This window comes from Micromonospora sp. NPDC048947 (genome assembly GCF_040649495.1).
Taxonomy (GTDB): domain Bacteria; phylum Actinomycetota; class Actinomycetes; order Mycobacteriales; family Micromonosporaceae; genus Micromonospora; species Micromonospora alfalfae.
Map to the genome: position 1 here is coordinate 105,045 of NZ_JBEZFO010000016.1, position 22,330 is coordinate 127,374.

The following is a 22,330-nucleotide window of genomic DNA, read 5'->3' on the forward strand; positions in this document are numbered from 1 at the left end:
CCGCCGGTCCCCGCTCAGGGGTACGTATAGACCAGCCGATCGGATCACTCGGCGCCGATCACGTCACTCCGCTACGTCGCCAACGTAGATCTTGGACAGTTTCCGTTCCGAGCGAACGGAAACTGTCCAAGATCTACGGACAACCGCAACCAGACGACGCGGTTCACCTCCCCCAAGACCCGTGCAGGGCCGCATCCCCAGCCCGACGACCAACAACCAACGGCCCCGCAGCCAACCGCCAGCAGCCGGCAGCGGCCCAGCAAGCAGCGCCCCAGCAAGCAGCGGCCCAACAAGCAGCGCCCAGCAGCCGGCGGCCCCGCAACCGGCGGAGCCCCAGCCGGCGGAGCCCCAGCCGGCGGAGCCCCAGCCGGCGGCGGCCAGCAACCGGCGGCGGCCTGCAGCCGATGGCTGGTGGCCGGGCGATGAGCGGCTAGCCGCCAGTGATCAGTCAGCGATTCCGCGACTGGTGAACGGCGACCGGCCAGAGCAGAAAGGCCGCTGGCCGGCACCCGGGGTTGCGGGTGCCGGCCAACGGTCGGTGTCGTGCGGTGGTGCTGTGGTGCGGGTCAGCTGTTCCAGTACTGGCCAACCAGGTCGGCGGCCTGCTGCTCCCACTGGGCGTAGGCATCCGGGTACGCCGACACCTGCACCGTCTGCGCGGCGTCGGTCAGCGGCATGTCCTGCCACCCGTCGACCTGCTTCAAACCCTTGAGGAACGCCGTCGTCGAGTACTCAGGGTCAGTGATCTGCTCCGGGGTGCCCCAACCACTGGACGGGCGCTGCTGGAACAGGCCCAGCGAGTCGTGGTCGTTCATGTCGCCGAGGTGGCCCAGGTTCTCCAGCTTCGACTCCTGCAGGCTCGTCGCGATCGAGATCACCGCGGCCCGCTCTGGCAGGCCGGCCTTCTTCGTCGCGGCGATGATCGCCTTCACGTTGGCGGTCTGCTCATCGTTCAGGGTGATGTGCGACTGGTCGCCCTGGGTGCCGTGCGGGATCAGCTTGCTGGTGTCGGGCTTGTCGGCCTGCACCGCAACGGCGACGGGCTTGGCGTCGACCGGGTTGGCCACGTGGGCGATCGGTCCGGCGAAGACACCACCGGCGAAGGCGAGACCAGCAACGGACAGCACGCTCTTACGCATGATCGTGTTCATGAGGGGTAGCTCCTTCGGGGGTAGAACACCCCGACCACCAAGGGGGACGGCGGCGGGGTGTGAGCACCTCGTCCGGCGCTGCACATACAAGGGGGAAAAGTCTTTGGGGGGTGACGCCCTTCAGGGCGTCGGGTCGGCGACCTGCGAGCGGGGGGCTCGTGGCGCCGGGTCCCTGTGTAACGACCGGGGGGCCGGGGTCATTCCGGGATTGGCCCACCGTCGGCACCCTCATCAAGGCGGTGCCAGGTGGTCGATCGTGGGGACTGTAACGACCGGGTGGAGGCTGGCATTCCAGCCTGCGCGACCTGCCCTCAGGGTCGGGCGGCGGGTCGGTGGTACTGCGATCGTCAGGGTATGTAACGACCCCGGCCCCGCCATGATTCCGGCCCACGAGTGCGCCCGACCACACCCCACAACACCCAGCAGACGACAAACCGCCCAGGCGGCACCGGGTGGCGGGGCGTCGGATCATGCCTCAGCGGCGTGATCCACTCGGATTCACGGAAGTCGGGCATCCGAGACTCTGGGACAGCCCGACGTCAGGAAACCCGAGTCGATCACGAATGAAGCGGCCGGCGCATGACACCCGTTGCCGGCAAAGTTCGCAGACGGGCCCCGGCAGGCGACCGCCGGGAGGGGCGGCGTTGACCGGACGCCAGGAGCGGTTACTGGCCCGTCAGGCGGGAGCGCACCTTTGCGGCGCAGGCGTCCAGAACCGTCTGCGCGTCCAGCCCGAGGCTTTCGATGGCCACCAGCGCGGTGAAGGCGACGTCGGCCAACTCCGCCGCGACGTCCTCGCGGGTGTGGGTGACACCCTTGCGTGGATTCTGCCCGAGCAGACCGATCCAGGCGGCCGAGGCCTCCCCCGCTTCCTCGGTGAGCTTGAGGATGCGGCAGGTCAGTTCCGTCTGCCCGGTGCCGTTCGCCGTGTCCAGCCAGCCGCGTGACGCTCGGGCCGCCTCCCAGATCGTCTCGTCCACGACGACCAGTCAACCCGATCGGCCCACCGGCCCGAACGACCGGGTAGGGCCGGACCGCCGTGTTGACCGGCGGATCAGCGAACCCATTGACACTGGTCGACGGCGGTTCTAGGTTCAGGACGCTACCGGCCGGTAGGCAAACGTCCCGCTGGTCGCCCCCGGGCGACAACCGTCCGATGGGGAGCACCGATGCTGTCCACACCCGTCCGTACCCTCCGCCGCCTGCTCGCCGCGGCTGCGACGCTGACCCTCGCGGTCGGGCTGGCCGGTGCCGCGCCAGCCGGCGCCACCGGTCGCGACCCGAGGGGCGGCGAGCCGCTGCCGGGCTACACCATCGAGAATCCGCCGTTGGCGCCGCTGGTCGTGGGCGGCAAGCCGACGACGGTACGCCAGGGCGTGCACCGCCACGCCGGGTACATGATCGAGGTCCCCGCCCGGTGGAACGGCGACCTGGTGTTGTGGGCGCACGGTTACCGCGGCCAGGGCACTGTGCTCTCGCCGGAACCGCCGGCCTTCGGGCTGCGCCAGCGCCTGCTGGAGCAGGGGTACGCGTGGGCGTCGTCCTCGTACGACCGCAACGGCTTCGACATCCGCTCCGGGGTGCTGGGGACGAAGGATCTCGCCGACCACTTCGGGCGGACGGTCCGCCGACCGCAGCACACCTACGTCGCCGGGGTGTCGATGGGTGGGTACGTCATCGGTCGTTCGCTGGAGCAGTACCCCGGCTTCTACGACGGCGCATTGCCGATGTGTGGTGTGCTCGGCGATCAGACGCTGCTCGACTTCTACCTGGACTACAACCTGGTCGCGCAGGCGCTCGCCGGGGTGCCGGCGTATCCCACGCCGGCTGACTATCTGACGAACGCAGTGCCCCGCATCCAGGTGGCGCTCGGCCTGGCCGGGCTGACCCCCACCGGCCCGGACACCACCACGGACCGGGGCAAACAGCTGCGGGCGATCACCGTGAACCGTTCCGGCGGGCCACGGCCGGGCGCCGACGCGGCGTTCGCGGTGTGGAAGGACTTCCTCTTCTCGATCAGCGTGCCCACCGGGAGCGGCAACTCCCCCGCCCAGCGGCCCGGCCAGTTGTCCACCAACCTGCTCACCCGCTACACACCGAACAGCCCGGTGAACGTCAACGCGACAGTGCAGCGGGTCGCCCCGGAGAACCTGCGGCAGCGGCTCCTGCCGACGCTGACCGAGGTGCCGCGCATCGCCGGCCGCCCGACCGCGCCGGTGCTCAGCCTGCACGGTCTCGGCGATCTGTTCGTGCCGTTCAGCATGGAGCAGGCGTACGCCAGTGACGTGGCGCGCAACGGTCGCAGCAGGCTGCTGGTTCAGCGGGCGATCCGGGCCACGCAGCACTGCGAGTTCAGCCCGGCGGAGGCCGGCGCCGCGTGGGACGACCTGGTGTCCTGGGTACGCACCGGCAAGCGCCCGGCCGGCGACACCGTGACCGACCCGGCGGTGGTGTCCCGACCCGACTACGGCTGCCGGTTCAGCGACCGGGACGCGTACGCGGCCGGGGTCGGCACCCGCCGCCTCTACCCGGCCTGCTGAGGTACGCGAACACGAAGAACCGGCCGGCTCCCGTCGAAGGGAACCGGCCGGCCTCGTGTGCGGGTGTCACCACATCTGCTGGACGATGTCCGCAGCCTGCTCCTCCCACTGCGCGTACGCGTACGGGAAGGCGGAGACCTGGACGGTCTGCGCGGCGGCGGTCAGCGGCAGGTCCTGCCAGCCGCCGACGTTCTTGAGCGCGGTGAAGAACGCCGTGGCGGCGTACTCCGGGTCGGTGATCTGGTCGGGCGTGCCCCAACCGGACGACGGACGCTGCTGGAACAGGCCCTGCGAGTCGTGGTCGTTGTACGCGCCGAGGTGGCCGAGGTTGTACAGCTTCGACTCCTGCAGCGAGGTGGCGATGCCGATCACCGCGCCCCGGTCACCGACGCCGGTCTTCTTGGCGGCGTCGACGATGGCGCGGGCGTTGGCCAACTGCGTGTCGTCGAGCGGTACGCGCGACTGCGCGCCCTCGATGCCGTGCGGGATCAGCTGGGCTCGGCTCGGCTTGCCGGCCGGCGGCTTGCCGGTGGCGGAACCGGTGGTCAGGCCCGACTCGACGGGCTGCTCATCCTGGCGTACCGAGGTGGCGGCCTTGCCGGTGGCGAGGTCGATGGCGGCGACGGCGCCCTGGTGCGGTCCGGAGGTGACCGGGGCGGCGGCTGCGGTCGGCGCGAGGGCCAGACCGCCGAGGGCGGCCACACCCGCCACGCTCAGCGCGGTCTTGCGGTACGAGTCCTTAGCGATGGCGGGGAGCCATCGAGTGAAGTAGACCTTCACGATGGTTGCCCTTTCGATCGTGCGGAGCGCTCCGGGGTGAACACTCCTCGGGAGATGACCGCGGAAAAGCGTTTGGGCTCCGGCGGTACGGGGGACACAACCGGGTTCAGGTGTCGGGCATTCCGGAAACGTCCGAGGCTCGGGCCGGTGCGGCCCCGGTCACGGGACGACCCCGGACACGACGGCTCTTGGCGCACCGAACGGCGAGGGCTGTGACGGAGGGTGCTTTCGGAGTCGGGGGGCAGTCTCCGAACAACAGCCTTTGCTCTGCTTACCTATACGCGCCAGTGACATTCCGTGACGATGGGGAGGGACCTCCGTGGCTGGCCGAAAGCGCCCATCCGCAGCTCAGGGGACATGGTGCGTATAGGTAAGCAGAGCAAAGGGAACGCGCAGGGTGGGTGGGGGTAGGGACCGAGCGGTTTGCCGCTACCGTCAGTGGCCGTTCCCGGATGATCGGGGCGGAGGCGGTGCGACGCGCGGCCACGGCCAGCAATCGCCCGTGGGCGTCCGCCACTGCGGCTCGTCTGCGCCGTGATGAGAGGACCGTCCGGAGGCTTGCCCGACTCAGTCGTCGCCGTCGCGTCCGGACTTCGCGGCCCGCGTCCCGACACCCTCGTCGGGGGTAAGGAGTTCCTGGAAGACGGTGATGTGCAGGCCGGCGGGGGCGTCCAGGCGGGAGTTGAGCGACTGCCACGGTGTGCGGGTGGGCGGGGCGACCTCGCTGGCCCCGGCGGCGACCAACCGGGCGGTGGTCGCCTCGGCGTCGTCCACCTCGAAGGCCACCCGGATTCTGGGCGCGACCTGCCGACCCACCTCGACCTCGTCGATCATGCGTTTCTGCGCCGGGTTGGCGATCTCCAGCGTGGCGCGGCCGGCGTCCAGGATCACCACCCGGGCATCGCCGTCGCCACTGAACGCCGCCTCCTCGGGCAGGCCGAGCGCGTCGCGGAAGAACGCGACGGCAGCGTCGTGGTCGGCGGCCTCCACCACGAGCCGCAACTGGCGGACAACGGGGGCGGGCGAGTCGGCGGCCATGTTCAAGATCCTAGCGCCGCGGCAGGGTTATGGTGGGACCGTCCAGAGGGGAGCGGCTGTGGTCGAGGCGGCGAGCGATGACACGTACCTGCTGCACCCGGTCGGCCGGGTCGCCTCGCCGCTGACCGACGCGTCGAGCGCGCCACGGCAGGGCGACGAGGGCGCGCCGACGGCGTGGCTGGTCTTCGACCCGCAGGCCGAGCGGGCCGTGCGTGACCTGCGCGTCGGCACGGAAATACTGGTACTGACCTGGTTGGACCGTGCCCGGCGCGACGTGCTCGCTGTGCACCCACGCGGCGACGAGAACCGTCCGGAGACCGGGGTGTTCAGCACCCGCTCACCGCACCGGCCCAACCCGATCGGGCTGCACCGGGTGCGGATCCTGGCGGTGGATGGGCTGCGCGTCGAGGTGGCCGACCTGGAGGCCCTCGACGGCACCCCGATCCTGGACGTCAAACCGGTGCTGGGCGCGGCCGACGAACGCTGAGCCGTCGACCGCGCGACAGCGGTGCGGTGTGCCGGGCTCAGTAGCCGCGGTCCAGCCACTCCTGCAGGTGCGGGGCCTCCGCGCCGATCGTCGTGTCGTCGCCGTGGCCGGTGTGCACGACCGTCTCCGCGGGAAGGCTCAGCAGGCGGGTGCGGATCGACCGGACGATGGTGTCGAAGTCGCTGTACGAGCGGCCGGTCGCGCCCGGGCCACCGGCGAAGAGCGTGTCGCCGGTGAACACCGCGCCCAGCTCCGGCGCGTGGAAGCTGCACGCCCCGGGGCTGTGCCCGGGGGTGTGCAGCACCCGCAGCGTGGTGCCGCCCACCTCGATGCTCTGCCCGTCGTGCAGCTCACCGTGCGGCGGCAGGTGCGGGTGGACCATGTCCCAGAGGACCCGGTCGGCGGCGTGCAGCAGCACCGGCGCGCCGGTGGCCTCGGCCAGCTCGGGCGCCACCCGGACGTGATCGTCGTGGGCGTGGGTGGCCAGGATCGCCCGGACCTGACGGTCACCCACCAGCGCGAGGATCGCCGCCACGTCGTGCGGCGCGTCCAGGACGACGCACTCACTGTCGTCACCGATCACCCAGACGTTGTTGTCCACGTCGAAGGTCTGCCCGTCCAGGGAGAACGTGCCCGAGGTGACCGCGTGGTCGACGCGGGCGGTCACGGGAACACCACCACCGAGCGGAGCACGTCGCCGTTGTGCATCCGGTCGAAGGCGTTCTCGACCTGGTCGAGCGCGATCTCCTCGGTGACGAACGCGTCCAGGTCGAGCCGGCCCTGCAGGTACAGCTCGGTGAGCATCGGGAAGTCCCGGCTGGGCAGGCAGTCGCCGTACCAACTGGACTTGAGAGCGCCGCCACGACCGAAGACGTCCAGCAGCGGCAACTCGACCTGCATCTGCGGGGTCGGTACGCCGACCAGCACCACGGTGCCGGCCAGGTCGCGAGCGTAGAACGCCTGCTTCCACGTCTCCGGTCGGCCCACCGCGTCGATCACCACGTCGGCGCCGAAGCCGCCGGTGGCGGCGCGGATCGCCTCGACCGGGTCGGTCTCGGACGCGTTCACCGTGTGGGTGGCGCCGAACTTGCGGGCCCAGTCGAGCTTGCGGCTGTCGGTGTCCACAGCGACGATCGTGGTGGCGCCGGCGAGGAGCGCACCGGCGACCGCCGCGTCCCCGACGCCGCCGCAGCCGATCACCGCGACCGAGTCGCCCCGCGTGACGTTTCCGGTGTTCATCGCCGCACCCAGCCCGGCCATCACCCCGCAGCCCAGCAGACCCACGGCGGCGGGTCGGGCCGCCGGGTCGACCTTCGTGCACTGCCCGGCGTGCACAAGGGTCTTCTCGGCGAACGCCCCGATGCCCAGCGCCGGAGCGAGTTCGGTGCCGTCGGTGAGGGTCATCCGCTGGGTGGCGTTGTGGGTGTTGAAGCAGTACCAGGGCCGGCCCCGGCGGCAGGCCCGGCAGACCCCGCAGACCGCCCGCCAGTTGAGCACCACGAAATCGCCCGGGGCGACGTCGGTGACGCCCTCGCCGACCTGCTCCACGATGCCCGCCGCCTCGTGACCGAGCAGGAACGGGTAGTCGTCGTTGATGCCACCCTCGCGATAGTGCAGATCGGTGTGGCAGACACCGCACGACTGAATCCGGACGATCGCCTCACCGGGCCCGGGATCGGGCACCACGATGGTCGTGACCTCGACCGGTGCGCCCTTGCTGCGGGAGATGACTCCCCGGACTTCCTGGCTCACTTCGCCTCCTGCTGGTGGTCTGCGGCAGGGCCGGGCGCCGGGTGGGCGGATGTGCCACGGGCTCGGCGGTGGGCCCCCGGCGAACCTACCGCGACCACCACGGCCAGCCCAGCCGGCCCGGCGGGTTATCGCGGGCGGTCCGGGGTACGCGGGCCGCATTCGACAACGGCCGACGGGAGTAACAATGAAATCCGCGCACCTGCCACTGCGGGTCAGTATCGGCGCGTACTTCCTCAACTCGGGTCTGGGCAAGCGCACCCTGGAGGGGACCGCCGCGGAGGGCCTGCACGGGATGGCGGTCGCCGCCATGCCCCAGCTCGGTCAGCTGGAACCGGCGCGTTTCGCCAAGCTGCTGTCGTACTCGGAGATCGCCCTGGGGGCCGCGCTGATCGCGCCGTTCGTCCCGGCGCCCCTGGTCGGGCTCGGCCTGACCGCGTTCGGCGCGGGCCTGGTGCAGTTGTACCTGAAGACGCCGGGGATGCGCGAGCCCGGCAGCATCCGTCCGACCCAGCAGGGCTCGGGGCTGGCCAAGGACGTCTGGCTGGTCGGTGCGGGGCTGACCCTGGTGCTGGAGGGGCTGACCCACGGCCGTCGGCGCGGCTGACCCGGCGGGTGGCCTGAGGAGCTTCGGTGACCCAGCCTCGGTCCGTGCGGCCGTTCTACCGGCCGATGCGGCCACGTCGTCGCGACGAGCCGCACCGCGCGGCCACGCCGCTGGAACTCTTCTTCGACCTGTGTTTCGTGGTGGCGGTGTCCCAGGCGGCCGCCAACCTGCACCACGCCGTCTCCGAGGATCAGCTCGGCCACGCGCTGACCAGGTACCTGTTGGTCTTCTTCGCGATCTGGTGGTCGTGGATGAACTTCACCTGGTTCGCCTCGGCCTACGACACTGAAGACGACCTCTACCGGATCGCGACGCTGGTGCAGATCGCCGGTGCGTTGATCATCGCCGCCGGCGTGCCCCGCGCGTTCACCGACGGCGATTTCGGCGTCATCACGTACGGCTACGTGGTGATGCGGATCGCGCTCGTGGTGCAGTGGTGCCGGGCCGCCGCCGGGGACCCGGCGCACCGCCCGGCGGCCCAGCGGTACGCGATCGGCGTCACCGTCGTCCAGCTCGGCTGGCTGCTCCGGCTGGCCCTGCCGCCGGGGTGGGAGACCGCGGCGTTGCTGCTGCTGATCGTGGCCGACCTGCTGGTGCCGGCGGTGGCCGAGCGCCCGGGGATGACCCCCTGGCATCCGCGACACATCACCGAACGGTACGGGCTGTTCACCCTGATCGTGCTCGGTGACGTGGTGCTGGCCACGTCGGTGGCCATCCAGACCGGCGTGGACGCCGGCGACCGTCGTCTCTGGTCGCTGGCGGCGGCGGCCACCGTGATCGTCTTCGCCCTGTGGTGGCTCTACTTCGACCGGCCGATCGAGGCGCCCGCCCGGCTGCCGTACTCCCTGGTCTGGGGCTATGGCCACTACCTGATCTTCGCGGCGGTCGCCGCGGTCGGCGCGGGCCTGAACGTGTCGGTGGACCACGAACGGCAGCTCGCGCACATCTCGGGCCGGACCGCCGGGTACGCGGTGGCCGTCCCGATCGCCGTCTTCCTGCTCACCGTCTGGGTGCTGCACGTACGCCGGCACCAGCACGGCGTGGTGGTCGTCGCCTTCCCGGTCGTCGCGCTGTTGGCACTGCTCGCGCCACTCGGCCCGGCCCCGGTGTACGCGATGGCGGCGCTGCTGGTCGCCCTCGTGGCGTTGACCATCCTGTTGCGCCACCGCGACCTGGGCCCGAGCGCAACGGCGGCCGGCCCGGCGTGAACCGCTGTCACGCCACCTCGCGGGCCGGGTCGGCGAGAGTGTCGGCGGGGCGTTGCGCGGGGACGGCGGGGGCGGGCGCCGGGCGGACCACGCCCCGGTTCAGGCCGGTGACCAGGAGCCGGTTGTACGAGGCCGGCAAGGCCCGGGCCAGCAGGTCGGGCAGCTTCGCCGACCAGCCGATCAACACCCGGCCCCGACGTCGCTCGACGCCGCGCAGGATCACCTCGGCGGCCCGCTCCGGCGCGATGGTCAGCAACTTCTCGAACTGCGCCCGACCGGCCGCGTACTCGTCGTGGGAGACGCCGCTGCCGATCCGGGCGTTCTCGGTGATCCGGGTGCGGATGCCGCCAGGGTGCACCGAGGTCACCCCGATCCCGTCGTCGACCAGTTCGTGGCGCAGCGCCTCGGTGAAGCCGCGCACGGCGAACTTGCTCGCCGCGTACGCGGTCTGCCCGGCCGGCGCGATCAGCCCGAACAGGCTGGAGATGTTGACCAGGTGCGCGCCCGGCTCGGCCCGGAGGGTGGGCAGCAGCGCGTGGGTCAGCTGCGCCACTGCCCGGAAGTTGACGTCGATCACCCAGCTGAACTCGTCGAACGTCACCTGGTCGAACCGGCCGCCGAGGCCCACGCCGGCGTTGTTGATCAGCAGGCGTACCCGGGGGTGCCGCTGGCCGATCTCCGCGGCCACCTGGGCGGTGGCGGTCTGGTCGGCGAGGTCCACCAGGTACGTGGCGAGCTGACGATCCGGGTGGTCGGCGCGGATCGCGGTGGTGACCGCGTCCAGCCGCTCGGCGTCGCGGTCCAGCAGGACCAGATCGGTGCCTCGGCGGGCCAAGGCGTGGGCCAGCGCGGCGCCGATGCCACTGGCCGCCCCGGTGACCACCGCTGTCGCGCCGGCGAAGTCGAACCTCTGCACGATCCTGCTCCTCTGCTGGCGGTTACCGATGCTCGGACGCGACGGGACGCGGGGTGCGGTCGCGCACGAACACCCCGCCGGCCCGCGAGAACCGCACACCCTCGTCGGTGAGCCGGCCGTGCCGCATCAGCAACACGTCGCGGGCGTAGTTCTGGTGCAGCCGCCACGGCGCTGTCGCACCCTGCTTGGGCAGCGTGTCGACGGCGCGCAGCACGTAGCCGGAGCGCAGATCGATCAGTGGCACCCGCTCGGCGTCGGGCGGCGGGAGCGGGGTGACGACGTGCTGACCGGTGCGGTCCAGGTGCCGCAGCAGTCGGCAGACGTAGCCGGCGACCAGGTCGGCCTTGAGCGTCCACGACGCGTTGGTGTAGCCGAGGGTCAGCGCGAAGTTCGGCACACCGGAGAGCATCATGCCCTTGTAGGCCACGGTGTTCGGCAGGTCGACGTCCACGCCGTCGACCCGCAGCGTCAGGCCACCGAGGGCGAGCAGGTTGAGCCCGGTCGCGGTGACCACGATGTCGGCGGGCACCTCCACGCCGGAGGCCAGTCGGACACCGTTCGCCGTGAAGGTGTCGATGGTGTCGGTGACCACCGACGCGCTGCCCGCACGCACCGCCGCGAACAGGTCACCGTCGGGTGCCACGCAGAGCCGCTGGTCCCAGGGGTCGTAGCGGGGCGAGAAGTGCCTGTCGACGTCGTACCCCACCGGGAGCATGCCCCGCGCGGCCCGGCGCAGCACCCGCTTCACCAGGCCGGGCGCACGCCGGCTGAGCTGGAAGGTGACGGTGGACAGCAGCACGTTCTTCCAGCGCACCACCGGATACGCGGCCTTCGCCGGCAGCCAACGCCGCAACGCGTCGGCCAGGCGGTCGCGGGCGGGCCGCGCCAGAATGTACGTCGGTGAGCGCTGGAGCATTGTCACGTGCGCGGCCCGCTGCGCCATCGCCGGCACCAGTGTCACCGCCGTGGCGCCGCTGCCGATCACCACCACCCGCTTGTCGCTGTGGTCGAGGTCGTCGGGCCAGCGCTGTGGGTGCACCAACCGTCCGGCGTACGCGTCGACACCGGGCAGGGGCGGGGTGTAACCCTCGTCGTAGCGGTAGTAGCCGGTGCAGGCGAAGAGGAACGAGCAGGTCAGCACCACTGTTTCGGCGGTGTCGGTGCGCTGGGCGTGCACCGTCCAGTGAGCGGTGTCGCTGTCCCACTCGGCACGCAGCACCCGGTGGCGGAAGCGGATGTGCCGCGGCACGTCGTACTGCCGGGCGGTCTCCCGCACGTACTCCCTGATGGTCGTGCCGTCGGCGATGGCCTTCGCCGCGGTCCAGGGCTTGAACGAGTAGCCGAGGGTGAACATGTCCGAGTCGGAGCGGATGCCCGGGTAGCGGAACAGGTCCCAGGTGCCGCCGATGGCGTCGCGCGCCTCCAGCACCGCGTACGTCTTGTCGGGGCAGTCGCGGCGAAGGTGGCAGGCGGCGCCGATGCCGGACAGGCCGGCGCCGATGATCAGCACGTCGAGGTGGTCGGAGGCCATCGCGTTCCTCCATCCGGGGCGGTGATCGGACGATAACACCGCACCCGAACGGCGGAAAGTTGTCGCGAGAGCCCTAGGACGCCCGGGTGAAGGTCATGATCCAGTTGGTCTCCCAGGTCTGCTCGCCGTCGACTGAGAACGCCTGCTCCCAGCGGGCGGTGGTGGCGCTGATGTCGGACCAGATGAACCGGCACCGGACCGGCCGCCCCTCGTGCTGGTCGTCGGCGTAGAAGCGGCCCACCCCGTCGACGAAGCGGCCCACCATCGGCGGCAGTCCCAGCACCCCGTCCACGCTGCTCATCCAGTAGATCGACCACTGCTCGCGAGCCGGGTCGAAGATCCGGACGGTAGCCCCAGCGGAGCCCTTGGTCGGGAATGTGATCTCGTCGAAGTGACCGCCACCGGCGAAGAACCCGTGCGCCACCGACACCCCCGGGAACTCCTCCCACTCGTCGGAGCCGACCAGCCGCTTGCGCAGCCGCCGGTTGACAACGTTCCAGGTGCCCACAAAGAAGTCGAAGTCGCCCATCAGCGGCCCACCGGCCCTTCCGCTCGCGTGTCACGCAGATAATTGATCAGATTCGGACTCTCCGGCAGCAGCATGTGCCGGACCCAGGCGGCCCGCTCGTGTTCCAGAACCGCCAACTCCCAGACGCAGCCCATCGCCGGGCGGCGCAGGTGGACGAAGTGTGCCGGGTCGTCGTCGGGACAGTCCAGCGCCGGCTGCCCGGCCGCGGCGACACGGATCTCCACCGCGTTGTCCCACACCCAGGTGTACGCCAGCAGATAGGCGCCGGTGTCCACGCCCCGGTGCAGCACCACCCACCCGGCGGCCGGGGTGCCGTCGTCGACGATGTCGGCCAGCAGCGCGGGCAGCAGGTCGTACGCTGCCTTTTCCACCTCCGGTTCGATGGGTCGATCCGGCTGGTCGACGTGGTAGCGCTTGAGCTGCCGACCGTCCACCATGATCGGTCCCGGCGTTCTCAGTTCCTTGTCGCGAAAAGCCATGCCGGGACGGTACGACCGGTCCCCTGACAACTAGTGTCAGTGAAGTGCGAGCCAGTCGACTTCTCTCCGTCCTGATGCTGCTCCAGTCGCACGGGCGGTTGACCGCCGCGCAGCTCGCCGAGCGGTTGGCCGTCTCCCCCCGCACCATCTACCGGGACGTCGAGTCGCTGCACGCCGCCGGCATCCCGCTCTACGGCGAAGCCGGGCACGCTGGCGGCTACCAACTGGTCGACGGCTGGCGGACCGGACTGACCGGGCTGACCGCCGAGGAGGCCGACCGGCTGTTCCTCGCCGGGCTGCCCGGCCCCGCCGACGAGTTGGGCTACGGCGACGTGGTGGCGGCGCTGCAACTCAAGCTGCACGCCGCGCTCCCCGCGCCGCTGCGCGACCGGGCGACCCGACTGCAACAACGCTTCCACCTGGACACTCCCGGGTGGTACGCCGACGGCGACGCCTCCCCCGAGCTGGCCCGCACGGCCGAGGCCGTCTGGCGGCAGCACCGCGTCGAGGTGCGCTACCGCGGCTGGAACGGCGAGGTGACCCGGGTCCTGGAGCCGTACGGCCTGGTGCTCAAGGGCGGCCGTTGGTATGTGGTGGCCGACCAGCCCGGCCGGGGCGCGCCGGCGACCTACCGGGTCAACCAGATCCTCGCGTTGACCCCACTGGCGCAGGAGTTCGACCGACCCGCCGACTTCGACCTGCCGTCCTGGTGGCGGGCGCACGTGGTGCAGTTCCGGGCCCGACTGCACCGCGACGAGGCCCACGTCCGGCTCTCCCCCGCCGGGCGGGAACGGCTGCGCGAGGTCGGCAGCGATCCGGTGGTGACAGCGATGGACGGCAGCGCCGGGCCACCGGACGCGCGGGGCTGGGTGACCGCGGTGCTGCCGATCGAGTCGCTCACCCACGCCCACGGTGACCTGCTGCGCCTCGGCGCCGACGTCGAGGTGCTGACCCCGGTGGCGCTGCGCGAACGGCTGGCCGCCACGGCCGCCGGGCTCGCCGCGCTCTACTCCCCCGCCTGAACAGCCCCGACCGTCTCCACAGTGGAAGGGGCGGGGGCGTCGATTGTCGTCACGGTGTGCCACCCTGGGACGGTCATCGATTGTCACCGGAGGTGAGGGTCACGCTACGACTGCGCGCACTGGTCGCCGTCCCCGGCACCGGGCCGGTGACCCTCGACGTTCCCGCCGGCACGCTCGCCGCCCTGGTGGCGCCGCCCCGGTTCGGCACGGCTGTCGCCCGGGTGCTGGCCGGGCTCGCTGCGCCGGTGACCGGTCGCGTCCTCGTCGGCGAGCGGGACGTCACCGGCCTGCCGCCGCCCCGCCGGCAGATCGGCTACGTGCCCGCCGGTGGCGCGCTGCTGCCGCAGCTCACCGTGCGGCGCAACATCGAGTACGGCCAGCGCAAACGCGAACGGGTGCACGAGGTGGCGAACGACTGGACGGCCACCGTTGTCGACCGGCTCGAGTTGGCGCTCTCCCTCGCCCTGCTGCCGCACCAGATCTCCGACGCCCAGCGGTTCCGGGTGGCGCTCGCCCGAGCGGCGGCCTGCCTGCCCGAGGTGCTGGTGATCGACCTGCCGGCCGGTTCGGCGGGCGACAGCCGCCTCGGTGACCTGATGCCTCGCCTCTCGCCGCCGGACGCCCCCGGGGTGGCGGTGCTGGTCTGCACGGCCGACCCGGCCACCCTGGCCGAGATACCGGTGCGGCACGACCTGGTCACCGAGCCGAGCGAGGCGGCCCGATGAGGCAGGCCGCCCGGGTGAGTCGCCGTACGCTGCTGCGCGCCGCCGCCGCGGGCGCCACCGCCCTGGCCGCCGGCTGCTCCGGCGGAACCCGGTCGGTGCAGGTAGCGGTGGTCTGGAGCAGCAGCGAGCTGGACCGGTTCCGCGAGGTCGTCGCCGGCTACCCCGCCCCGGTGCAGGTGATCAGCGCCGGCAACGACATCGACGCGTTCCTGCGCGCCCGACACCTGGCCGGCACCAGCCCGGACGTGGCGATCCTGCCGCGCCCCGGCCTGGTCACCGAGTACGCCCAGCGCGGCTGGCTGAGCCCGGTGCGCCCGTCCACCGACTACGCCGTGCGGGTCGAGCTGAGCGATCTGCTGATGACCGAGAGCGAACGCTACGGCGTCTGGGTCAAGGCGGCGCACAAGTCGCTGGTCTGGCACCTGCCCTCCATGCTGCCCGCGCCGCCGACCACCTGGGACGAGCTGGTCCACCGGACCAGGCAGCTCGCCGCGCGCGCCCGACGCGACGGCGGCCCGGTGCCCCTGGCCATCGGCGCCGCGGACGGCTGGGTGCTCACCGACTGGTTCGAGAACGTCCTGGCCGACGTGGCGCCCGGGAGCTACTACGCCCTCGCCCAACAGGGCGCCGACTGGCAGGACAAGCCGGTACGCGACACCCTGGACCGCCTCGCCGGGCTGTGGAGCATCGACGGCGCGTTCGTCGGCGGCGGCCGTCGCGCCCTGCTCACCCAGTACGAGGAGTCGGTGATCCAGGTGGTGCACACCCGGCGGGCGGTGATGCTTCTCGGGGCGGACTTCACCGCCGACGTCGTCCGCCCGTTCCGGCGCGGCCCGGAGGCACCTGTCACGTTCCGGTTCCCGGGCACCCAGCCGGGCGGCGGTCCGCTGATCGTCGGCGGGGACGCGGCAGTGGCGTTCGCCGACGGCCGGGGCGGGGTCGAGCTGGTCGAATGGCTCGCCAGGGCCGACTCGTTCCAGCCGTGGCTACGCGAAGGCGGTTACCTGTCGCCCAACACCAATGTCTCGATCACCAGTTACACCGACGGCGTCGGCCAGCAACTCGCCACGGAGATGCGGGCCCCCGGCACCCTGCGTTTCGACCTTTCCGACCAACTGCGCGGTGCGTTCACCGGCTCGGACGGGGTCGGCATCTGGCGGATCATGCAGGGCTTCTTCGCCGACGTCACCGACGGCGTCCGCGCCAGCGAGGCGATCCGCCGGGCCACCGGCCTGCTCGCCGCGGCGGCCCGCAGCGCGGGGGGCGGCCGATGAGCCAGGTGCGGGTCCTCGGCGAGCTGGCCGTCCTCGACGACGTCGGTCCAGCGCGGCGGGGTCGGGCCTATCCGGCGGCGGGTGCCACGTCGGCGCTGCTGCTGCCGGCCGCGGTGCTGCTCGGCGGGCTGGTGTTGTGGCCGGTGCTGCGGACCATGCACGCCAGCGTCACCACCGACGGTCGCTGGGTCGGCGCGGAGCACTTCCGGACCGCGCTCGCCGCTCCCGGCACCGGCGCGGTGGTCGGCCGGACGGTCCTCTGGGCCCTGCTGGTGCCGGCGGTGGTGACGGCGCTGGGCTATCTGCTCGCCGCCGCGTCCCGCCGCTCCCAGGAGGGTGGCCTGGTCCGGTTGATCCTCCTGGTGCCGGTGGCGTTGCCGCTCGTCGTCACGGGGGTCACCTTCCGGCTGATGTACGACCCGGACCCGAGCCGAGGGCTGGCCACCCTGGTCGCGACCCGACTGGCCGGCCGCTCGGTCGAGGACGCGCCGCAGTTTCTCGGGCCGGGGATGGTCACCGTCGCGTTGATGTCGGCGTTCGTCTGGGCCTGGGTGGGGTTGGCGGTTTTGGTCTTCCGGTCCGCGCTGGACGCGGTGCCGCCGAGCCTCGCCGACGCGGTCCGCGCCTACGGCGGTACGCGTCGCCACGTGCTGTGGGACGCGCAGTGGCGGCCACTGCTGCTGCGGACGACCGCCGTGGTCTTCGCGTTGGTGGCGGTCGGTACCAGCCGCACGTTCGACCTGATCCTGGTGATGACCCCCGGCTCGGTCCGCGACGAGGCCTCGGTGCTGGCGCTGCGGATCTGGCAGACGTCCGGGGGCACCACCACCGGCGACGGCGCCGCGCTCGGGGTGGTGTGGCTGGTGGCGGTGATCGGCGGGATCATGGTGGCGGCGCTCTTCGTCCGGCAGGCCTGGCCCCCGCCGCGCGTCGAGGCGGCACCGGAGCCCGCCCCGGTCGCCCCACCCCGACGGGTGTTCCGGCTGCTCGCGGCGGGTGCCGCGATCGCCTGGCTGGTGCCGCTGGCGGTGCTTGTCGCCACGTCGGCGCACGGCCGGGTGGACGCCGCAGCGCGTGGCTGGTGGTCGGCGCCGCCGAATGGCGAGTCCTACCGCGACCTGGTCACCGGCACCGAGCTGTGGCGCACGCTGGGCTTCACCCTGCTGCTGGCCACCGCAGTGACCGCCACGGTGCTGGTGGTCGCGCTGCTGGCCGCGTACCCGTTGGCCTGGTTGACCGGGCCCGCCGCGCAGGCCACCGGGCTGCTGCTGCTGGCGGCCAGCGTCGTGCCGATCCAGGTCATCGCCGGACCGGTCAACGAGGTGCTGGGCCTGGTGCTCTCCTCCGGCACGACGCAGGGCCTGGCCCTGGTGCACATCGCGCTGGGCGTGCCGTTCGCGGTGCTGGTGCTGCGCAACGCGTTCGCCGACCTGCCCGTGGAGCAGGTCCGCGACGCCCGGTTGGGCGGGCGTCGGTGGTGGCACACACTGCGCCGGTTGGCCCGGCACAACCTCTCGGCGGTGGTGGCGGTCTCCGTGCTGGAGTTCGTCCAGGTCTGGAACGACCTGGTGGTGGGGCGGTTGTTCGGTGGGCCGGGTTCGGCGCCGCTCGGGCCGTTCCTGGCCGAGCAGACCCGCAGCTTCGTGAGCAACAGTGGGGCGCTGGCCGCCAGTTCGGTGCTCGCCTCGGTGCTGCCGGTGGTGCTCGTGGTCCTGTCGCGGCGACACCTGGTCGCCGGGCTCGTCTCCGGGGGCGTGCGGTGACCGGGCCGGGCGGCGGGCGCCGCAACCCGCGCTGGCCGGCGCTGGTCGGGATCGGCGGGCTGCTCAGCGCCGCCATCGTCAACGTGGGCGGCAACCTGGCCGGCAATCTCCTCTCCGAGCTGGCGACCAACCTGCTCGGGCCGGCGACCATCGTGCTGGCCGTCGTCGGTGGCGTCGTCGGCGTCGCCGGCTTCGTGATGGGCCGCCGCCGGGCGCACCAGGAGGTCGACCCCGAGCCGACGGAGGTGCTCACCACCCCGGCCGCCGGGGCGCCCAATCTGCCCTACACGGCCGAGTTCACCGGTCGTGAGGAGCACGTCGAGGCGCTGGTCGGTCTGCTCAGCCGGGAGCACGCGGTGGCGGTTCTGGGCCGACGCGCGGTGGGCACCTCCGCGTGCGCGGTGCAGGCCGCCAACGAGTCCCGGGAGGAATTCCCCGACGGGCAGTACTACCTGGACCTGCGGCGGCGCGGCCGACCCCGCTCGGCCCGGGACGTGCTCACCGCGCTGGCCCGGATCCTGGGCACCACCCCGCCGACCTCCGGCCGGCCGGACGCGCTCGCCGCGGCCGCCGACGCGCTGCGCGGTCAGCTCGACGGTCGCAAGATCGTGCTGGTGCTGGACAACGTCGACCGCCCCGACCAGGTCCGGCCACTGTTGCCACCCACCGCGCGCACCTGCCGCCTGCTGCTCGCCGGTGGTCCGGCGCTGGCCGGCCTGGAGGGTGTGGTCGCGCACTGGATCGCCGAACCGGGCACGTCCGAGGCGGTGGAGCTGTTCGCGACGGCGGGCGGGGCCGCGCCCGCCGCCAGGGTCCGTCGTGCCGACCCGCGCACCGATCCGGCGGTACGCGAGATCGTCGACCTGTGCGGGCGGCAACCGCGGACCGTCCGCGCGCTCGGCTACCGCACCGCTCAGCACGGCTGGCGGCACTCCGACGTGCTGGACGCGCTGCGGCGTGCGGTGCAGACACCACCGCACCAGCGGCTCGCCGTCTCACCGGTGGCCCACCTGGTCACCGAACGGGACATCGCGTACCGGGTGTTGCCCCGCCAGGCCCGCCGGTTGTACCGGCTGATGTCGCTGGTCCCCGCACCGGTGGACCGGCCCACCATCGCCGCGCTGGCCGGGCGGCACCCCGAGCTGGTGACCGCGTTGCTCGACCGGTTGGCCGCGGCGGCGTTCGTGGTCGGCGCGCCCGGCGACCGGTACGAGATCCGCCCCCTGCTGGCCGGCAGCGCCCGACTGCACCTGCGGGACGCGGATCCGGTCCGGGCCCGGGTCGCCGCGCAGGCCCGGCTGACCCGGCACCTGGCCCGCCGGGCCGAACGGCACGCGGCCAACCTGGCGGTGCTCGGCTCCCCGGGGGACCGGGAGTGGTCGCTGCCGCTGGACGACGACCCGTACGGCTGGTTCGACCTGCACCAGGAGCTGCTGCTGGCGGTGGTGCGGGTGCCGGCCGGCGCGAAGGAGACACTGCCCCGCCGGGTCCGTCGGTGGTGGTTCCGGTTGGCAGTGGCGCTGTGTGGGTGGCTGGCGTACGCCGAGCGGCTCGACGAGTGGGAGGAGGTCTGCCGCACCGTGCTGGCCACCCCGACCGCCGACGACCGTCCGGAGATCGCCGGGTGGGCGCACAACGAGCTGGGGGTGCTGCGCCGACGTCGGCACGACCCGCAGGGGGCGGCGGCAGCGCTCACCCTCGCGGTCAACGAACGGGGGCGGCGGGGCAACGCCCAGGCGCGGATGAACCTCGGCCTGGCCCTGCTCGACCTGGGGCAGCTCGACGACGCTGTGGAGCACCTGGAGATGTCGCGCCGACACCGCTCCGGCGCCGACCGGGCCGGGCACGCCCTCACCGAGCTGGGCCTGGGCGCGGCCCAACTGGCCCGGGGCGAACCGGACACCGCGCACCACCACCTGGTGCGGGCGGCGAACACGTTCCGGTCGGTGGGCGACGCCCGGGGGTACGCGGCGGCGCTGACGAACCTGGTGCTGGTGCACGCGGCGCTCGGCGAGCACCTGGACGCCGCCCAGGCGTGGCGGGCCGCACTGCGCGAGTACGAGTCGGTGAACGACCCGACCAGCCGGGCGACGGCGCTGCTCAACGCCGGGGCGACACTGCTGAGCAGCAGCCCGGGGCAGGCGCGCACGGCGTACGAGCTGCTGGCCGAGAGCCGCCGAATGCGCGAGGGGGCCCGGCTGACCGCCGGGCTGGCGCGTACCCTGCTCTACCTGGGTGACGCCTGCGCCGCGCTGGGCGAGCGGGCCGACGCGCGGCAGCACTGGGCGGACGCGGCGGCGGTGGCCGAGGAGGTCGCCGACGCCCAGGGGTTGGCCGCCGCCGACGCCCGACTCGACGACGACGCCGACAGCCGGGTGACGTAGGTCGCTCGGGTTGGTCGGTGGCGTGGCTCTGGGAGACTCTGTGATCGTGGACGCGCTCTCGGTACGGGGACTCAGTCGCAACTTCGGCAACCTGGTAGTGCTCGACGAGGTGAGCTTCACGCTCCCGGCGGGCCGGATCGCCGTGGTCCTGGGCCCGAATGGCAGCGGCAAGACGACTCTGCTGCGGTGTGTCGTCGGCGCCGACCGGCCGGACGCGGGTGAGGTGCTGGTGCAGGGCCGCCGCGCAGACGAGACCGATCCTCAGGTGCGGGCGCTGGTGGCGGCCGCCCTTGACGACATCGACTTCTTCCCCGACCTGTCGGTGGTCGAGCACCTGGAGTTGGTCGCGTACGCCCACGGGGGTGACGCCGAGCCGGTCGAGGAGGTCCTCGCCGAGCTGGGTCTGGAGCCGGCCCGCGACCAACTGCCGGTGACGCTGTCCAGCGGGCAGCGCCGCCGGCTGGCGTTGGCGTCCTGTTTCGTCCGGCCCCGCCGGGTGCTGATCCTGGACGAGCCCGAGCAGCGCCTCGACGTCCGCGGGCGACAGTGGCTCGCCGACCGTCTGCTCCGGGAACGGGCGGCGGGCACCGCCGTGCTGTTGGCCTCGCACGACCCGGAGCTGATCGACGCGGTGGTCGACGAGCGCATCGAGATCGGCAAGTGACCGCCGCGCCGGCCACCATCTCCGACACGCCGGTCGGGGTGCCGACCGCCCGGCAGGTGCGGACGCACCTGCGCAAGGCCCGCGGCCGGCACCACGACCATTCCCTCGGTGACGTGCTCGGCGACGCGTACGTCATGGTCCTGTTCGTGGGCATGTACGGCTGGTTCGCGATCAGCGCCAGCCGCGACCTGCTGGATTCTCCGACTGTGGGGCGGGCCGAGCCGGGCGTGCGGTGGTGGCTGGCGGTCGCCGCGCTGCTGGCCGGCGCGGGGCTGGCCTGGCGTGGTCTGCGCGCGCTCGGCCCGCTGCTGGTCACCCCGGCGACGCAGAGCTGGGCGACAAGCGCGCCCATCGACCGGCGGGCCTGGCTGGCGCCGCGCTTCGTCCTGCTGCTGCTGGGCTCGGCGGTCGGCACCGCGGCGCTCGGAGTGGCGGTGGCGGCGCTCGGTGGGGTCAGCGAACCGTCCGCCCTGGGCTGGGCGGCGGCGGCCGGCGCGGGGTGGGGCGCTGCCGCGTTGGCGCTCAGCGTCGTCGCCCAGGGCAGCCGGTCAGGGCGACGCTGGCCGACAGTGGTCGGGGCGGTGCCGATGGTGGCGGCGGCAGTGATCACCGCCCTGGTGGTGCTCGTGGGTAGTCTCGGCGACGGCCTGCCCCGGCCGGCGACGACGCCGACCGTCGCGTTGTTCGCCGCCGCGGTGCCCCTCGTGGGCTTGGGCGTGATCCTCGCGGTACGCGCGTTGCCCCGGGTTGACCGGGCCACCCTGACCACCGGCGCGCAGTTCGCCAACGCCGCCGCCACGGCCACGATCCTGCTGGATCCGAGCCTGCTCACCGGCCTGGTGGAGAGCCGCCGCTGGCGCCGGATCGGCCGGGTTCGCAGCCGCCGGTTCCGGCCCGGCCCCGGCTGGTGGGCGCTGCTCCAGGCAGACGTACGTCGGCTGCGCCGCCACCCGAGCGCCGTGCTGATCTGGGCGGCGCTGATCGGGGTGCAGTACGCTGCCGCGCTCGCCCTGCCCGGGTTGGCCGGGGCCGCGCAGGTGGTGTTCGCGTACCTCGCCGCCAACCGGCTGACCGGCGGTCTGCGGTCGGTCAGCCGCTCACCTGGGCTGCGCCGGGCGCTCGGTGGCAGCGACAACCTGCTGCGCGGGATCCACGTGGTGGTGCCGGCTGTCGGCGCGGGCCTGTGGTGGTTGCTGACAGTGCCGACGGTCGACCCGGGGCCGGCCTGGCTGGCGCCGACGCTGGCGCTGGGGGTGGTCGCCGCCGCGTTCCGGGCCGGCACCCGCCCGCCGATCGACTACGGCGGCGCGACGGTCAACACGCCGTTCGGGATGATCCCGGTCGACCTGCTGCGTCAGGGGTCACGGGGGCCGGCGCTGCTCGCCGTGCTGGTCCTCGTCCAGCTGTTCCTGGGCTGAGCCGGAGCGGCTGTCGTTTCCGTCCAAGACAGCGTCGTAACCGCGATCTAGCGTGGACCCGGCAG

The 22,330-nt window shown here is 72.7% G+C and carries 21 protein-coding genes; 11 read left to right on the forward strand and 10 right to left on the reverse strand.

Features of this window, described 5'->3' with window-relative positions; genetic code table 11:
- Positions 1–566: 566 nt before the first annotated feature.
- Together AB0B98_RS22700 and AB0B98_RS22705 are read right to left on the reverse strand one after the other, a co-directional pair.
- Complete coding sequence (locus tag AB0B98_RS22700) at positions 567–1,151, reverse strand: hypothetical protein (protein WP_357365080.1); 585 nt, start codon at positions 1,149–1,151, stop codon at positions 567–569.
- Between the two features lie 665 nt (positions 1,152–1,816).
- Positions 1,817–2,131, reverse strand: a complete 315-nt coding sequence (locus AB0B98_RS22705) for a MazG-like family protein (protein ID WP_357365082.1) — start codon at positions 2,129–2,131, stop codon at positions 1,817–1,819.
- A 189-nt stretch (positions 2,132–2,320) separates the two neighbouring features.
- Here AB0B98_RS22705 and AB0B98_RS22710 point away from each other — a divergent pair, with 189 nt between their 5' ends.
- Positions 2,321–3,691, forward strand: coding sequence for a hypothetical protein (locus AB0B98_RS22710; RefSeq protein ID WP_357365084.1), 1,371 nt, complete (start codon positions 2,321–2,323; stop codon positions 3,689–3,691).
- Between the two features lie 66 nt (positions 3,692–3,757).
- On the opposite strand, the gene AB0B98_RS22715 is transcribed toward AB0B98_RS22710, so the two are convergent.
- Positions 3,758–4,471: a hypothetical protein gene (locus AB0B98_RS22715; RefSeq protein ID WP_357365086.1), complete on the reverse strand. Its 714-nt coding sequence runs from the start codon at positions 4,469–4,471 to the stop codon at positions 3,758–3,760.
- A 567-nt stretch (positions 4,472–5,038) separates the two neighbouring features.
- On the reverse strand, positions 5,039–5,509 hold the full coding sequence (locus AB0B98_RS22720) for a VOC family protein (RefSeq protein ID WP_357365088.1): 471 nt from the start codon (positions 5,507–5,509) through the stop codon (positions 5,039–5,041).
- Positions 5,510–5,567: 58 nt separating this feature from the next.
- Here AB0B98_RS22720 and tsaA point away from each other — a divergent pair, with 58 nt between their 5' ends.
- Positions 5,568–5,996 carry a tRNA (N6-threonylcarbamoyladenosine(37)-N6)-methyltransferase TrmO gene (gene tsaA / locus AB0B98_RS22725; RefSeq protein WP_357365090.1) on the forward strand — a complete coding sequence of 143 codons (429 nt, stop codon included), beginning with the start codon at positions 5,568–5,570 and terminating at the stop codon, positions 5,994–5,996.
- Positions 5,997–6,033: 37 nt separating this feature from the next.
- Here tsaA and AB0B98_RS22730 read toward each other — a convergent pair whose 3' ends face one another.
- Complete coding sequence (locus AB0B98_RS22730; protein WP_357365092.1) at positions 6,034–6,663, reverse strand: MBL fold metallo-hydrolase; 630 nt, start codon at positions 6,661–6,663, stop codon at positions 6,034–6,036.
- Complete coding sequence (locus tag AB0B98_RS22735) at positions 6,660–7,748, reverse strand: S-(hydroxymethyl)mycothiol dehydrogenase (RefSeq protein ID WP_196922733.1); 1,089 nt, start codon at positions 7,746–7,748, stop codon at positions 6,660–6,662. The genes AB0B98_RS22730 and AB0B98_RS22735 overlap by 4 nt, the downstream gene beginning before the upstream one ends.
- Before the next feature lie 184 nt (positions 7,749–7,932).
- Between AB0B98_RS22735 and AB0B98_RS22740 the strand changes: the two genes are divergently transcribed.
- On the forward strand, positions 7,933–8,352 hold the full coding sequence (locus AB0B98_RS22740; protein WP_238670736.1) for a hypothetical protein: 420 nt from the start codon (positions 7,933–7,935) through the stop codon (positions 8,350–8,352).
- A 26-nt stretch (positions 8,353–8,378) separates the two neighbouring features.
- Entirely contained in the window at positions 8,379–9,560 is a 1,182-nt protein-coding gene (locus tag AB0B98_RS22745; RefSeq protein WP_357365093.1) for a low temperature requirement protein A, read from the forward strand.
- 7 nt (positions 9,561–9,567) lie between these two features.
- Here the strand turns inward: AB0B98_RS22745 and AB0B98_RS22750 are convergent, their stop codons facing one another.
- The 4 genes from AB0B98_RS22750 to AB0B98_RS22765 all read right to left on the reverse strand — a co-directional run bounded on the left by AB0B98_RS22750 (position 9,568) and on the right by AB0B98_RS22765 (position 13,015).
- Positions 9,568–10,476 carry an SDR family NAD(P)-dependent oxidoreductase gene (locus AB0B98_RS22750; RefSeq protein ID WP_357365095.1) on the reverse strand — a complete coding sequence of 303 codons (909 nt, stop codon included), beginning with the start codon at positions 10,474–10,476 and terminating at the stop codon, positions 9,568–9,570.
- A 22-nt stretch (positions 10,477–10,498) separates the two neighbouring features.
- A complete protein-coding gene (locus tag AB0B98_RS22755) occupies positions 10,499–12,007 on the reverse strand; it encodes an NAD(P)/FAD-dependent oxidoreductase (RefSeq protein ID WP_357365097.1) in 1,509 nt (502 codons plus the stop codon).
- A 73-nt stretch (positions 12,008–12,080) separates the two neighbouring features.
- Positions 12,081–12,536, reverse strand: a complete 456-nt coding sequence (locus tag AB0B98_RS22760; RefSeq protein WP_238670740.1) for a hypothetical protein — start codon at positions 12,534–12,536, stop codon at positions 12,081–12,083.
- Positions 12,536–13,015: a hypothetical protein gene (locus tag AB0B98_RS22765; RefSeq protein WP_357365099.1), complete on the reverse strand. Its 480-nt coding sequence runs from the start codon at positions 13,013–13,015 to the stop codon at positions 12,536–12,538. Before AB0B98_RS22765 ends, AB0B98_RS22760 begins: the two co-directional genes overlap by 1 nt.
- 44 nt (positions 13,016–13,059) lie before the next feature.
- Here AB0B98_RS22765 and AB0B98_RS22770 point away from each other — a divergent pair, with 44 nt between their 5' ends.
- The 7 genes from AB0B98_RS22770 to AB0B98_RS22800 all read left to right on the forward strand — a co-directional run bounded on the left by AB0B98_RS22770 (position 13,060) and on the right by AB0B98_RS22800 (position 22,265).
- On the forward strand, positions 13,060–14,037 hold the full coding sequence (locus AB0B98_RS22770) for a YafY family protein (RefSeq protein WP_357365101.1): 978 nt from the start codon (positions 13,060–13,062) through the stop codon (positions 14,035–14,037).
- A gap of 92 nt (positions 14,038–14,129) precedes the next feature.
- On the forward strand, positions 14,130–14,762 hold the full coding sequence (locus AB0B98_RS22775; protein WP_357365102.1) for an ATP-binding cassette domain-containing protein: 633 nt from the start codon (positions 14,130–14,132) through the stop codon (positions 14,760–14,762).
- Positions 14,759–16,036 carry an extracellular solute-binding protein gene (locus tag AB0B98_RS22780; RefSeq protein WP_357365104.1) on the forward strand — a complete coding sequence of 426 codons (1,278 nt, stop codon included), beginning with the start codon at positions 14,759–14,761 and terminating at the stop codon, positions 16,034–16,036. Before AB0B98_RS22775 ends, AB0B98_RS22780 begins: the two co-directional genes overlap by 4 nt.
- Positions 16,033–17,799, forward strand: a complete 1,767-nt coding sequence (locus tag AB0B98_RS22785) for an ABC transporter permease subunit (protein ID WP_357365105.1) — start codon at positions 16,033–16,035, stop codon at positions 17,797–17,799. Before AB0B98_RS22780 ends, AB0B98_RS22785 begins: the two co-directional genes overlap by 4 nt.
- Positions 17,796–20,183, forward strand: coding sequence for a tetratricopeptide repeat protein (locus AB0B98_RS22790; protein ID WP_357365107.1), 2,388 nt, complete (start codon positions 17,796–17,798; stop codon positions 20,181–20,183). The genes AB0B98_RS22785 and AB0B98_RS22790 overlap by 4 nt, the downstream gene beginning before the upstream one ends.
- Positions 20,184–20,223: 40 nt before the next feature.
- On the forward strand, positions 20,224–20,847 hold the full coding sequence (locus AB0B98_RS22795) for an ABC transporter ATP-binding protein (RefSeq protein WP_112602474.1): 624 nt from the start codon (positions 20,224–20,226) through the stop codon (positions 20,845–20,847).
- The gene (locus AB0B98_RS22800; protein WP_357365109.1) at positions 20,844–22,265 is read left to right on the forward strand and encodes a DUF6297 family protein; all 1,422 of its coding nucleotides are present in this window, start codon (positions 20,844–20,846) and stop codon (positions 22,263–22,265) included. The genes AB0B98_RS22795 and AB0B98_RS22800 overlap by 4 nt, the downstream gene beginning before the upstream one ends.
- The last annotated feature ends 65 nt before the right edge of the window (positions 22,266–22,330 follow it).